Source organism: Rhodobacter viridis, from assembly GCF_003217355.1.
Lineage (GTDB): Bacteria > Pseudomonadota > Alphaproteobacteria > Rhodobacterales > Rhodobacteraceae > Rhodobacter > Rhodobacter viridis.
This window is the reverse complement of sequence record NZ_QJTK01000009.1, coordinates 122,402-136,026: the sequence shown is the minus strand read 5'-3', so window position 1 is coordinate 136,026 and position 13,625 is coordinate 122,402. Positions and strand designations below refer to the sequence as shown.

Sequence of the window (13,625 nt, the reverse complement as noted above, 5' to 3'; positions counted from 1 at the left end):
CCCCCCACTTCGCCTGAGCATGACGCGGAGGACGGCGCGGGTCAAGGAATAACTCAACTATGTTGATTTAACGCATGGCCGACATGCAAAACCCGCGCCCGAAGGCGCGGGGTGCGGAGGGGTCGGCAGGTGCGTTACGCTTTCGGCCCGGCTTCGAGCGCGTCCTCAAACGTGCGCAGCCCGGTCGTGGGCGCCTGCACCAGCACGGCCATGTTGCCCGGCTTGTGCTGGTTGCGCAGCATCTTGGTATGCGCCTTCGGGATCTCGGCCCAGGGGAAGACCTCGGACATGCAGGGGTCAAGCCGACGTTCCAGCATCAGCCGGTTCGCGGACGCCGCCTGCTTCAGATGCGCGAAGTGCGAGCCCTGCAGACGCTTCTGGTGCATCCACATGTAGCGCACGTCGAAGGTGCAGTTGAAGCCCGAGGTGCCGGCGCAGATCACGACCATGCCGCCCTTCTTGCACACGAGCGAGCTGACCGGGAAGGTCGCTTCGCCGGGATGCTCGAACACCATGTCGACGTTCACGCCCTTGCCGGTGATGTCCCAGATCGCCTTGCCGAACTTGCGCGCTTCCTTCAGCCAGGTGTTGTACTCTTCCGAGTTCACCTTGGGCAGCTGGCCCCAGCACTTGAAGTCCTTGCGGTTGATCACGCCTTTGGCGCCCAGCCCCATGACGAAATCGCGCTTGTCCTCGTCCGAGATCACGCCGATGGCGTTGCCGCCCGCCGCGTTGATCAGCTGGATCGCGAAGCTGCCCAAGCCCCCCGAGGCGCCCCAGACCAGAACGTTCTGACCCGGTTGCAGGTCATGCGGCGGGTGGCCGAAGAGCATGCGGTAGGCGGTGGCGAGCGTCAGCGTGTAGCAGGCCGATTCTTCCCAGGTCAGGTGCTGCGGGCGCCGCATCAGCTGCTGCGCCTGCACGCGGGTGAACTGCGCGAAGCTGCCGTCGTTCGTCTCGTAGCCCCAGATCCGCTGGCTGGGCGAGAACATCGGGTCGCCGCCGTTGCATTCCTCGTCGTCACCGTCGTCCTGGTTGCAGTGGATCACCACCTCGTCGCCGACCTTCCAGCCCTTGACCTTGGAGCCGACCTTCCAGACGATCCCCGAGGCGTCCGACCCGGCGATGTGATAGGGCTGCTTGTGACCGTCAAACGGCGAGACCGGCACGCCAAGGCCCGCCCAGACGCCGTTGTAGTTGACGCCTGCGGCCATCACCAGAACCAGCACTTCATGGCTGTCGATTTCCCAGGTCGGCACGACCTCGACCTGGAACGACTGCTCGGGTTCGCCGTGACGCTCGCGGCGGATCGCCCAGGCGTACATGTTCTTCGGCACATAGCCCAAGGGCGGCATCTCGCCGATTTCGTAAAGGTCTTTTTCGGGGGCCTCATAGGGGGCAATGCCGGTGTTCTGATCGAGGGCCATCAGCGTCTCCTGTTTTCGCCGCGTTGCAGAATCGACGCGGGCTTCGAGGAGTGAAATAAACTTTGCAAAGCAACAATGCAATGAGTGACGTTAGGTTTTTGTAATTTTATGACCCTGCAGGTGCAGCATTTTTGAAACAGCAAGCCGCGCCGGACGGGCGCGGCCTGCAAGGGAAGTCCCGGGGGTCAGTTGTAGGTAAAAGTCCCGACCTCGCAGACATTGACGTTCTGGCGCACCAGCTCGTCGCCGTCCTCGAAAACTGCCTTGAAGTCGAATTTGCAGTAACCGGATTGATCGTTGAAGTTGATGTCCACCGACGATCCCGAGGGCAGAACATCATTGCCCAGAATGTCTTCTTCCCAGTTGTCCGTCCCCGTGTTGGAACCGTAGAACTTCACCATCGTGTATCCCGTGTTGTTCACGATGGTGACATGACGGTTGAGCGCCCAAACCGGCGAGGCAATCGAACCCAGCGTGGCGATCACGGCCAGCGCGGCAACAATCCTTCTCTTCGACATGTCCTTCCCCCAATGTGCATGGCCTCGGGGCCATAGTCTGAAAGATGACAGAATCGTGATCGACGGCAAGTCTCGTCTTGAAAGGATTTGAAGATTTTCGGGACCTCGCGTCTCGCCGCGCTGCGGCGAATTGACAGCGACACATTGTTTCGCCTATCAGGTCGATCAAAGCAACATTCTTGCGAAATCAGAATCGACGCCGGAGGCCGCCATGACCGAGACGACCAAACCCGCCAAGGATCACCCCTGGCTCTTCCGCACCTATGCCGGTCACTCGACGGCCGCGAAGTCGAACGCGCTCTACCGCACCAACCTGGCCAAGGGTCAGACGGGTCTCTCGGTCGCCTTCGATCTGCCGACGCAGACGGGCTATGACAGCGACCACGTTCTGGCGCGTGGCGAGGTGGGCAAGGTCGGCGTGCCGGTCTGCCATCTGGGCGACATGCGGGCGCTGTTCGACCAGATCCCGCTCGAGCAGATGAACACCTCGATGACGATCAACGCGCCCGCGCCGTGGCTGTTGTCGCTTTATATCGCCGTGGCCGAGGAGCAGGGCGCCGATATCTCGAAGCTGCAGGGCACGGTGCAGAACGATCTGGTGAAGGAATACCTGAGCCGCGGCACCTATATCTGTCCGCCGAAACCGTCGCTGACGATGATCACCGATGTCGCGGCCTATACGGCAAGCCACCTGCCGAAATGGAACCCGATGAACGTCTGCTCCTACCACCTGCAGGAGGCGGGGGCGACGCCGGAGCAGGAGCTGGCCTTTGCGCTGGCCACGGGCATCGCGGTGCTCGATGACCTCAAGGGCAAGGTTCCGGCGGCGGACTTCCCGGCGATGGTGGGGCGGATCTCGTTCTTCGTGAATGCGGGCATCCGGTTTGTGACCGAGATGTGCAAGATGCGCGCCTTCACCGAGCTCTGGGATGAAATCTGCCAAGATCGCTTCGGGATCGCCGAGGAAAAATACCGCCGCTTCCGCTATGGCGTGCAGGTGAACAGCCTTGGCCTGACCGAGCAGCAGCCGGAAAACAACGTCTATCGGATCCTGATCGAGATGCTGGCCGTGACGCTGTCGAAAAACGCCCGCGCCCGCGCCGTGCAGCTGCCCGCCTGGAACGAGGCGCTCGGCCTGCCGCGGCCCTGGGATCAGCAATGGTCGCTCAGGATGCAGCAGATCATGGCCTATGAGACCGACCTGCTGGAATATGGCGATCTCTTCGATGGCAACCCGGTGGTGACGGCGAAGGTCGAAACGCTGAAGGCGGGCGCGCGGCAGGAGCTGGAAACGCTCGATGCGATGGGGGGCGCGATTGCCGCGATCGATTACATGAAGGCGCGTCTGGTCGAAAGCAACGCTGCCCGCGTCGGCAATATCGAAACCGGCAATACCACGATTGTCGGCGTGAACCGCTGGACCGAGGGCGAGCCCTCGCCGCTCGTCGGTTCGGATGGCGGGATCATGGTCGTCGATCCGGCGGTGGAACAGGATCAGATCGCCCGGCTGCAGGCTTGGCGCGCGGCGCGCGATGCGGCCGCTGTCGCGGCGGCGCTGGAACAGCTGCGCGCCGATGCGGCGGCGGGCAAGAACATCATGCCGGCCTCGATCGCCGCGGCGAAGGCCGGGGTGACGACCGGCGAATGGGCGGGCGTGATGCGGGCGGTGCATGGCGAATACCGTGGGCCCACGGGCGTTTCGCGCAGCCCGTCGAACCGGACCGAGGGGCTGGATGACATCCGCGCCGCGGTCGATGCGGTCAGCTCGCAGCTCGGGCGGCGGCTGAAGTTCCTGGTCGGCAAGCCGGGGTTGGACGGCCATTCGAACGGCGCCGAGCAGATCGCCTTCCGTGCCCGTGATTGCGGCATGGACATCACCTATGACGGCATCCGCCTGACGCCCGAACAGATCGTGGCGCAGGCCGTGGCCGAGGGCGCACATGTGATCGGCCTGTCGATCCTGTCGGGCTCGCACCTGCCCCTGATGGAAGAGGTGATGGACCGGATGCGCGCGGCGGGGCTTGGCCATGTGCCGGTCTGCGTTGGCGGCATCATCCCCGACGAGGATGCGGCGAAGCTCAAGGCGATGGGCGTCGCGCGGGTCTACACGCCGAAGGATTTCGAGCTCAATCGGATCATGATGGATATCGTCACGCTGGCCACGCCAGAGACGGTCGCGGCCTGAGCCGTGGCGGCGGGGGTTTCACACCCCCCAGGGCTGCCAGGGGCAGCCCGCTCGACGGGGCAAGCGTCCACCGGGCGCTTGCTCGATCCCGTCTCACCCCGTGGCGTATTTGCCCCAAGAAGAAGCCAACCCCCTTTATCTTGCCTCAAATATCCCCGCCGGAGGCTCCCCCCGCGGGTGATTTCGCGCCTTTCGAAAGCCGGGCGCGCCGTGTAGGGTCGCGGCCATGAGCCTTCCTGCCGCTGTCACCTTTTCCGAAGACCAGGCCGAAGCCTGGGATGCCGTCGCCTCTGCGCTGGAGCGTGCGGGTGTTGATCTGGTCGATGGCACCTTGATGCCCGAGGGCGGCGAGCCCTCGGTTCTGGCGGTGATCGGCAAGGCGGGCTCGGGCAAGACGCTGCTTCTGGCGCAGCTTTACAAGGGGCTCGAAGCGGCCGGGGTCGAGGTGGTCTCGGGCGATTGGGAAGGCAAGCGGCGCAAGGATCGGCGCACGCTGGCCATCCTCGCGCCGACGAACAAGGCGGCCTCGGTGCTGCGCTCACGCGGTGTGCCCGCGACGACGATCCACCGCATTCTTTACACCCCGGTCTATCACCCGGAATACGAGCGCATCGCGGAATGGCTGGCGGGGCAGGGCGAGCGGCCCAATCTGGATCTGTTGCGCATCGAGGGGCTGACGGACCTGTCGCTGGACCGCGCCAAGGCGTTTTACGAGACGAACAAGTCGATCCCGGGCGCCCTGGCCGCGGCGGGGCTGCGCGGCTCGGATTTCATCTCGGGCTGGAAACGGCGGGATGATCCGCTCGACATCGGCTTTGTCGATGAAGCCTCGATGCTGGATGAGCGCCAGTTCGACGATCTGAAGGAAATCTTCCCGACGCTGGTGCTGTTTGGCGATCCGGCGCAGCTGGCCCCGGTGAACCAGTCCGGGCACATGAGTTTCGAACGTCTGCCCGAGGCCGCGGTGCATTCCCTGCACCGCATTCACCGTCAGGCGGATGACAACCCGATCCTCGATCTGGCCCATGCCTTGGCCGACGAAAGCCTTGATTTCTACACCTTCGAGCGGATGGTGGCGCAGGCCGCCAAGCGCGATCCGCGGGTGGTCTGGGCCGAGCGGGTGGAAAGCGATCTGATGGCGCGGTCCCCCGTGCTGGTCTGGCGCAATGCGACCCGCATCCGGCTCATTCAGGCGTTTCGCAACGCGCATGGTGCCCCCGCCGATGCGCTCTTGCCCGGCGAGCCCTTGATCTGCGACGGCATCGAATTGCCGCTCAAGCATCGCAAGAAGCGCATCGATCTGGAAGCCCGCGGGCTGATCAAGGGCGCGCAGGTGATCTACCTTGGCCCCGGCCGCAAGCCCGGGTTTTCGCGGCTGCATGTGATCGGGGCCGAAGACCCGCGGCTCTCGGCCGCCTCGATCGTCAAGATCGAGATGCCGGACGAGGAAGAGCCCTTCATCCCCTTTGCCGCGCGGATGGGGGCGACCTTCCTGCACGGGGCGGCGGTGACGATCCACAAGGCGCAGGGCAGCCAATGGCCCGATGTGCAGGTCTTTGCCCCCGACATCTATGCCGCCTTCCGCACCGGGCGCAGCGAAGCGGGCATTCCTTTGTGGAAGCGGCTCGCCTATGTCGCGATCACCCGCGCCGAGCATCGGCTGCTCTGGGTGACGAAGGCGATGCTGGCGCGGCCCTCCGGCCCGCTCGGCATCGACGATCTGCCCAGTGCCGCCGCCGCGCTGACGCTCGAACGCGAAGAAGAGTGAGGCTTTTCCTTTCCCGCGTCCGCGCCTAATCTGCCGCCAACCCGAACTCTGCCCCACCCCGAGGAGGCCCGCGATGCGTTGCGTTTTCGTCCAGTTCCGTTGTCAGCCCGGCAAGACCTATGCCGTCGCCGATGCCATCTACGAACGCGAGGTGGTGAGCGAGCTTTATTCGACCTCGGGCGAATATGACCTGATCGCCAAGGTCTACATCCCGGAAGAGGCCGATGTCGGCCACTGGCTGAACGAAAACCTGTTCGGCATCGAGGGCATCGCCCGCACCCTGACGACGATGACCTTTCGGGCGTTCTGAAGGCTCAGGAGTTCCGGATCATCCGGAACGCCGCCGCCGCGGCCCAACCGGCAAAGATCGCCAGCGACAGCGACATCAGCCCGTAGATCAGCGGCTGTTCGCGCGAGAGCGCATAGGTGAACCGCTCGAGCCCGATGCGTTGCACCTTGATCGGCGCATAGGTCTGATCGATCACCTTGCCCTCGCGCAGCAAATACATGCGTGCCGTGTATTCGCCCTCGATCAGATTGGCGGGCAGGTCGAAATCGGCGCGAAAGAGCGTGTCGGCCGCGAGCGTCACCGCGCGTTCGGAGACCGAATAGGCGCCCGAAGTTTCGCGCAGCCGGAGCAGCGCCTCGGCAAAGGGGCGGCCATCGCTGCGGCCCAAGGGACCGGCATAGGCTTCGACCGCGACGGGCACCGAGATGTGTTCCTTGGCATCGGTCTCGGGCGAGAGGATGCGGTCGAGCGGCGCCGACGAGGCGACGGCATAGAAGCTCGGCACCGAGCTGATCACCATCTTGTCGCTGTTCACCCAGATCCCCATCTCGCGCGTCTTGCGCCGCACGGTGACCTTTTGTGGCGGCCCTTCCAGCGTGACGATGACACCCAGCTGCCCCTCCGGCTCGGGGGCGTCGCGTTTCACCGCGCCGAAGATCAGCACCGAGGAGCCGTCGAAAGCGGCGGTGATGCCGATGTTGTCGGCGCTGATGCCCGCCACCACCCGTTCGGCCTGCGCGGGCAGGGTCATGAGGATCAGCAGGAGAAGCGCGCGCAGGATCATCGGGCACGCCCCGTTTGCAGGCTGTAAAACTCGGACGGCGGCAGCACGAGATCAAGCCCCAGTTTCAGCGCCACCGCCAGCACCAGCAGCGCCAGCAGGATGCGCAGTTGCTCGGCCTTCAGCTGGGCGCCAAGCCGGGTGCCGATCTGCGCCCCCACCACGCCGCCGACGATCAGCAAAAGCGCCAGAATCACGTCGACCGACTGGTTCGTGATCGCATGCATCAGCGTGGTGAAGGCCGAAACGATCAGGATCTGAAACAGCGAGGTTCCGATCACCACCTTGGTCGGCATGCCGAGCAGGTAGATCATTGCGGGCACCATGATGAAGCCGCCACCGACGCCCATCACCGCGGCCAGCACGCCGACCGTCATGCCGACCAGAAACGGCGGAATGACCGAGATATAAAGGCCCGAAGTGCGAAAGCGCATCTTGAAGGGCAGCCGATGCACCAGCTTGCGGCTTTGATCGCGGGGCCGCACCGCCCCGGGGCGATTGGCGCGACGCAGGGCGCGGATCGATTCCTGCAACATCAAGGCGCCGATCCCGCCCAGAAAGACGACATAGGCCAGCTGCACCGCCAGATCGACCTGACCAAGCCGGGTCAGCCAGTTGAACAGCACGATGCCAAGGCCGGAGCCGAGGATCCCGCCCACCTGCAGCACGATCCCCATCGGCACGTCGACCGCCTTGCGCCGGAATTGCGCCAGCACGCCCGAAACCGAGGAGGCCACGACCTGATTGGCGCCCGTCGCCACCGCCACGGTGGGCGGAATGCCGATGAAGAACAGAAGCGGCGTGATGATGAAGCCGCCGCCCACGCCGAACAGGCCTGAAAGCAGCCCGACGAGGCCGCCCAGACCCAGCAAGAGGAAGATGTTGACCGATACCTCGGCGATGGGGAGGTAGATCTGCATGGTCGTCCGAACGGCTTGGTTGCCCCACCATGCCCCGTGCGGCAAAGCGTAGCAAGGGGGGCTTACCGTAACGTTATCGAGACCGCAGGAACCGCCTCAGGATGCGTTCGAATTTCGCCGCGCCAAGGGGCGCCATCGCCTTGGTGTGGTCGTGGCTGATCGCCTCGGTCGAGAGCCCCGCGCCCATGTTGGTGACGACGGAAACGGCCGCGACGCGCAGGCCGAGGAAGCGGGCGAGGATCACCTCGGGCACGGTCGACATGCCGACCGCATCGGCGCCAAACACCTTGGCGGCGCGGATCTCGGCGGGGGTTTCAAAGGACGGGCCGGAGAACCAGCAATAGACGCCCTCGGGCAGCGCGATCCCCTCGGCGGCCGCGGCGGCTTGCAGGGCGGCGCGCATCTGCGGATCGTAAGCCTCGGTCATCGGCACGAAGCGGGCGTCGCTCGGCTCGCCGATGAGCGGGTTCACCCCGGCGAAGTTGATGTGATCGGACAGCGCCATCAGATCGCCCGGGCCGATGTCGTCGCGAAGCGATCCGGCGGCATTGGTCAGGAGAAGGTCCGCGCAGCCCAGATCGCGCAGGATTTCCAAGGGCAGGCGCATCTCGGCCGGGTTGCCGTGTTCGTAATAATGCACCCGCCCGCCGAAGACCGCGACGCGCACGCCCTCAAGCTGGCCGATCACCAGCTTCGGGTTGTGCCCGGACACGCCCGCCTGCGGAAAGCCCGGCAGGTCGGCGTAATCGATGAAGATGCCCTCGATCTCCTCGGCGATATGGCCAAGGCCCGAGCCGAGGATCAGCCCGATCGCGGGCGGCTCCGCCCCGGCGCGGGAGCGGATCAGATCGGCAAGTTCAGCGCTCTTTGACATAGGGTTGGCCTCCGGCACGGGGGGGGATGGCACGGCCGACAAAGCCCGCCAGCACGATCACGGTCAGCAGATAGGGCAGCGCATCGAGGAACGAGACCGGGATGGTCAGGCTGCCGGGCGACATCGCCTCGATCACGTCGGGACGCAGGGCAAGCGCCTGCAGGAAGCCGAACAGCATCGTCGCCCAAAGCGCCTGCCACGGCCGCCATTTCGCAAAGATCAGCGCGGCCAAGGCGATGTAGCCGCGGCCCGCGGTCATCTCGCGGCCAAAGCCCGCCTGCAGCGAGGTCGCCATATAGGCCCCGGCAATGCCGCAAAGCACGCCCGTCAGCGCGACGGCGGTGTAGCGCAGCCGGATCACCGAGACCCCCGCGGTGTCGACGGATTCCGGGTTTTCCCCCACCGCGCGCAGGCGCAGCCCGAAGCGGGTGCGGTAAAGCAGCCACCAGGTCGCGGGCACGATGGCGAGCGCCAGATAGACGAGCAGCGATTGCCCCGAGATCACCTTGGCATAGAAGGGGCCGAGGAACGGCACCCCCGACAGGGCCTCGGCAAAGGGCAGGGTGATCGCCTGAAACCGCGCCGCGCCGTCGAGCGGTGGCGTGCGGCCGCCCTGACCGAAGGCGGTCTGCGCGATCAGGATCGTCGCCCCCGAGGCGACGAAGTTCAGCGCCACCCCGGAAATCAGCTGGTTGCCGCGGAAGGTGATCGAGGCAAGCCCGTGGATCGCCGCAAAGAGAAGCGAGGCGGTGATGCCGGCCGCCAGCCCGATCCAGGCCGAGCCGCTCAGCGCCGCCACCGCGCCCGAGGCCATCGCGGCCATCAGCATCTTGCCCTCGAGCCCGATGTCGAAGATGCCCGCGCGTTCGGAATAAAGCCCGGCGATGCAGGCCAGAAGCAGCGGCGTGCCAAGGCGCAGCGTCGAGCCGAGGATCTCGATCAGCGTCGTGTAATCCATCACGCCGCCCCCCCGATGCGTTTCATCGGCGCCGCGCGAAAGAGCGGCACCAGCATCATCCGCACCATCGTATCAAGCGCCCCGGTGAAGAGGATCACGAGGCCCTGCAGAAGCGTGCGCAGCTCGATCGGGATCGTGGTCCAAAGCCCCATCTCGGCCCCGCCTTGATACAGGAAGCCAAAGAGCAGCGCGGCAAGGAAGACGCCAAGCGGATGGTTGCGCCCCATCAGTGCCACGGCGATGCCGATGAAACCGGCCCCCTCGGAGGCGTTCTGGAGCAGCCGCTCGGACTCGCCCATGACGTTGTTCACCGCCATCAGCCCGGCCAAGGCGCCCGAAATCAGCATCGAGACGACGATGACCCTGGTGGGCGAAATGCCGGCATAGACGGCCGCGGTTTCGGATTTGCCGAAGGCGCGGATTTCATAGCCGAGCCGGGTGCGCCACAAGAGCACCCAGACCGCGAAACAGGCCGCGATGGAGAGAAAGAACGAGACGTTCACCGGCACCTGTTTCGAGAACACAAGCGACAGGCCCGGGATTTCGCCAAAGCTTGGCAGATGCGCCGAGGCCGGGAAATGCGCCGTGGCCGGGTCCATCTGGCCCACGGGGCGCAGCACCTCGACCAGCAGATAGACGATCAGCGCGGCGGCGATGTAGTTGAACATGATCGTGGTGATGACGATGTGGCTGCCGCGTTTTGCCTGCAACCAGGCCGGGATCGCCGCCCAGGCCGCGCCGAAAGCCGCCGCGCCCAGGCTGGCGGCGAGCAGCGCCACCGACCAGTGCGGCCAATCAACCGCCAGAAGCACCAGCGCGACGCCCAGCCCGCCGAGCTGCGCCTGTCCCTCGCCGCCGATGTTGAACTGGCTGGCGTGATAGGCGACCGTGACCGCCAGCCCGGTGAAGATGAAGGAGGTGGTGTAGTAAAGCGTATAGCCCCAGCCATAGGCCGAGCCCAAGGCACCCTTCACCATCACCGAGACCGCCTCGATCGGGTCGCCACCGATGCCCAGCACCACAAGCGCCGAAATCAGCGCCGCCAGCGCCAGCGAAATCAGCGGCACCAGCACCAGATCGGCCCAAGCCGGAAGTTTCTCCATCACGCGGCCCCCGCGGTCCTGGCGACACCGGCCATCAAGAGGCCCAGCTCGCGTTCGTTCGTCTCGGCGGGCAGGCGCTCGCCCATGATCTGGCCGTCAAACATCACCGCGATGCGGTCCGACAGCGACAGGATTTCGTCAAGCTCGACCGAGACCAGCAGCACCGCCGCGCCCGCATCGCGCAGTTCGACAATGCGACGGTGGATGAATTCGATGGCGCCAATGTCGACCCCGCGCGTCGGTTGGCCGACCAGCAGCAGCACCGGATTGCGCTCGATCTCGCGCGCCAGAACGATCTTCTGCTGATTGCCGCCCGAGAAGCTTTTCGCGGGCAGCGACGGGTCCGGCGGACGCACGTCGAAGCGGTCCATCTTGCCCTCGGTGTCGCGCAGGATGGCGTCATTGTCCATGAAGAGCGCATTCGCCTGATATTCCGGCGCCGAGTGGTAGCCGAAGGCGATGTTTTCCCAAGCGGCGAAATCGAGGATCAGGCCGAGGTGGTGGCGATCCTCGGGCACATGGGAAATGCCGATCTGCCGCCGGGTCTGGCCGGTCGCACCCTTGCCCGCAGCCGGGATTTGCGCCCCCTCCACCGCGATCATGCCGCTGACCGTGCCCTTGGCGAAACCGCCGAGCACCTGCAACAGCTCCGACTGGCCATTGCCCGCCACCCCCGCGATGCCGAGGATCTCGCCCGCGCGGATCGTCAGGTTGATGCCCTTGAGCCGTTCGACCCCCAGCGCATCGGTGACGTGCAGATCGCTGACGCGCAGCACCTCGCGCCCCGGATTGGCGGGGCCTTTCGGCACATGCAAGAGCACCTTGCGGCCCACCATCAGCTCAGCGAGCTGTTCGGGGCTGGTGTCAGCGGTGGTGACCGTCGCCACCATCTCGCCGCGGCGCATCACAGAAACCTCGTCGGTGATCTCCATGATCTCGCGCAGCTTGTGGGTGATCAGGAGGATCGTCTTGCCCTGCGCCTTCAGCCCGCGCAGGATGCGAAACAGATGGTCGGCCTCGTCCGGGGTCAGAACCCCGGTCGGCTCGTCCAGAATGAGAATGTCGGCGTGGCGGTAAAGCGCCTTCAGGATCTCGACGCGCTGCTGATGGCCCACGGAAAGTTCTTCGACAAGCGCGTCGGGATCGACGTCAAGTTCATAGTCCCGCGCCAGATCGGCCAGCGTTTTCCGCGCCTTGGCGAGCGACGGGCGAAGCAGCGCGCCATCTTCGGCGCCGAGGATCACGTTTTCCAGAACCGAGAAATTCGGCACCAGCTTGAAATGCTGGAACACCATCCCGATGCCCGCGCGGATCGCGGACTGACTGTCGGGAATGACGGTGGGGCGGCCGTCGATCAGGATCTCGCCCGCGTCGGCGCGGTAGAACCCATAGAGGATCGACATCAGCGTCGATTTGCCCGCGCCGTTTTCGCCGACGATGCCGTGGATCGTGCCCGGCCGCACGCGGATCGAAATGTCCTTGTTCGCCTGCACCGCGCCGAAGGATTTGGAAATCCCCCGCAGCTCGATCGCAGGCGGTCTTGGCGCTGGGGCGGCAGTTGCCTGCCGCCCCGTCTCGGTTGCCGATGCCATCAGTTCACCGGGCAGGTGTTGTCCGTCATGTAGTCGTGCACCTTGATCTCGCCCGACTTGATCTTTTCGGCGGCGGCATCGACCGCGGCTTTCATCTCCGGCGTCACCAGCTTGGCGTTGTTTTCATCCATCGCATAGCCGATGCCGTCGTCCTTCAGCCCGGCGACGACGGTGCCCGTCTTCATCGCGGCGCCTTCCTTGAAGGCGTCATAGATCGTGACATCGACGCGCTTGATCATCGAGGTCAGGATCTTGCCCGGATGCAGGAAGTTCTGGTTGCTGTCGACGCCGATGCCGAGGATGTTCTCGTCCGCGGCGGTCTGCAGGATGCCAAGTCCGGTCGAGCCCGCGGCGGCAAAGACGACGTCAGCCCCTTGCGCGATCTGCGCCTTGGTCAGTTCCGAGCCCTTCACCGGGTCGTTCCACGCGGCGGGCGTGGTGCCGGTCATGTTGTAGACGACCTTGATCTCGGGTTTCGCCGCTTTCGCGCCCTGCGCATAGCCGCATTCGAACTTGCGGATCAGCGGAATGTCCATGCCGCCGACGAAGCCCACGGTGCCGGTCTTCGAGGCCATCGCCGCCATCATGCCGACCAGATACGAGCCCTGCTCTTCCTGAAACACCACCGAGCGCACGTTCGGCTGATCGACGACCGCATCGACGATGACGAATTTGGTGTCCGGGTAATCCGGGGCGACGGTGTTCAGCACGTCCCCAAAGGCGAAGCCGGTCATCGCGATCGGGTTTGCGCCGGCTTCGGCGAAGCGGCGCAGCGCCTGTTCACGCTGGGCTTCCGACTGCATTTCCAGTTCCTTGAACGTCGCGCCGGTCTCGGCCGCCCATTTCTGCGCGCCGTTGAAGGCAGCTTCGTTGAAGGATTTGTCGAATTTGCCGCCAAGGTCGAAGATCAGCGCCGGACCTGCCGCGGCACTGGCATCGGCCGCGGGGGAGGCAGGGGCAGCGGCGGCCGGAGCCGGTTCGGCGGCGGGGGTGGGTTGCGGGGCGGAAGACGCTCCGGGCTTGAGGACGAGGACATACCCACCGACCGCAGCCACCGCGAGGAAGGCGACGGTTCCCAGCAAAACGTTCTTCATGACATCTCTCCTGTCGACTATGGCCGCAGGTTCTGGCGGCCTCTGTCTGATTTCGGTCCGCCCGGCGAGGACGGGCAACCCGAGGCCGATAGGGCCAGAACCGGGGCAGGGGGTCA

At 65.3% G+C, this 13,625-nt stretch carries 12 protein-coding genes; 3 read left to right on the top strand and 9 right to left on the bottom strand.

What is annotated here, in order from left to right; genetic code table 11:
* Positions 1 to 134: 134 nt before the first annotated feature.
* Positions 135 to 1,427 carry a crotonyl-CoA carboxylase/reductase gene (gene ccrA, locus C8J30_RS12480; protein ID WP_110806175.1) on the bottom strand — a complete coding sequence of 431 codons (1,293 nt, stop codon included), beginning with the start codon at positions 1,425 to 1,427 and terminating at the stop codon, positions 135 to 137.
* Positions 1,428 to 1,612: 185 nt separating this feature from the next.
* Positions 1,613 to 1,945, bottom strand: coding sequence for a hypothetical protein (locus C8J30_RS12475; protein WP_110806174.1), 333 nt, complete (start codon positions 1,943 to 1,945; stop codon positions 1,613 to 1,615).
* 211 nt (positions 1,946 to 2,156) lie between these two features.
* Here C8J30_RS12475 and C8J30_RS12470 point away from each other — a divergent pair, with 211 nt between their 5' ends.
* The 3 genes from C8J30_RS12470 (at position 2,157) to C8J30_RS12460 (ending at position 6,208) form a co-directional block, all read left to right on the top strand.
* Complete coding sequence (locus C8J30_RS12470) at positions 2,157 to 4,130, top strand: protein meaA (RefSeq protein WP_110806217.1); 1,974 nt, start codon at positions 2,157 to 2,159, stop codon at positions 4,128 to 4,130.
* A 226-nt stretch (positions 4,131 to 4,356) separates the two neighbouring features.
* The gene (locus tag C8J30_RS12465) at positions 4,357 to 5,898 is read left to right on the top strand and encodes an ATP-dependent DNA helicase (protein WP_110806173.1); all 1,542 of its coding nucleotides are present in this window, start codon (positions 4,357 to 4,359) and stop codon (positions 5,896 to 5,898) included.
* A gap of 73 nt (positions 5,899 to 5,971) precedes the next feature.
* Positions 5,972 to 6,208 carry an Lrp/AsnC family transcriptional regulator gene (locus tag C8J30_RS12460; protein ID WP_110806172.1) on the top strand — a complete coding sequence of 79 codons (237 nt, stop codon included), beginning with the start codon at positions 5,972 to 5,974 and terminating at the stop codon, positions 6,206 to 6,208.
* Positions 6,209 to 6,212: 4 nt separating this feature from the next.
* Here C8J30_RS12460 and C8J30_RS12455 read toward each other — a convergent pair whose 3' ends face one another.
* From C8J30_RS12455 to C8J30_RS12425, 7 genes are all read right to left on the bottom strand, one after another.
* Positions 6,213 to 6,971, bottom strand: a complete 759-nt coding sequence (locus C8J30_RS12455) for a TIGR02186 family protein (protein WP_110806171.1) — start codon at positions 6,969 to 6,971, stop codon at positions 6,213 to 6,215.
* Positions 6,968 to 7,888 (bottom strand): sulfite exporter TauE/SafE family protein, encoded by a 921-nt coding sequence (locus C8J30_RS12450; RefSeq protein WP_110806170.1) that lies wholly within the window; start codon positions 7,886 to 7,888, stop codon positions 6,968 to 6,970. The genes C8J30_RS12455 and C8J30_RS12450 overlap by 4 nt, the downstream gene beginning before the upstream one ends.
* 73 nt (positions 7,889 to 7,961) lie before the next feature.
* Complete coding sequence (locus tag C8J30_RS12445; protein WP_110806169.1) at positions 7,962 to 8,762, bottom strand: purine-nucleoside phosphorylase; 801 nt, start codon at positions 8,760 to 8,762, stop codon at positions 7,962 to 7,964.
* A complete protein-coding gene (locus C8J30_RS12440) occupies positions 8,746 to 9,720 on the bottom strand; it encodes an ABC transporter permease (RefSeq protein ID WP_110806168.1) in 975 nt (324 codons plus the stop codon). The genes C8J30_RS12445 and C8J30_RS12440 overlap by 17 nt, the downstream gene beginning before the upstream one ends.
* Positions 9,720 to 10,823: an ABC transporter permease gene (locus C8J30_RS12435; protein WP_110806167.1), complete on the bottom strand. Its 1,104-nt coding sequence runs from the start codon at positions 10,821 to 10,823 to the stop codon at positions 9,720 to 9,722. Before C8J30_RS12435 ends, C8J30_RS12440 begins: the two co-directional genes overlap by 1 nt.
* On the bottom strand, positions 10,823 to 12,415 hold the full coding sequence (locus C8J30_RS12430) for an ABC transporter ATP-binding protein (protein WP_110806166.1): 1,593 nt from the start codon (positions 12,413 to 12,415) through the stop codon (positions 10,823 to 10,825). The genes C8J30_RS12435 and C8J30_RS12430 overlap by 1 nt, the downstream gene beginning before the upstream one ends.
* Positions 12,415 to 13,509, bottom strand: coding sequence for a BMP family lipoprotein (locus tag C8J30_RS12425; protein ID WP_110806165.1), 1,095 nt, complete (start codon positions 13,507 to 13,509; stop codon positions 12,415 to 12,417). The genes C8J30_RS12430 and C8J30_RS12425 overlap by 1 nt, the downstream gene beginning before the upstream one ends.
* Positions 13,510 to 13,625: the final 116 nt, after the last annotated feature.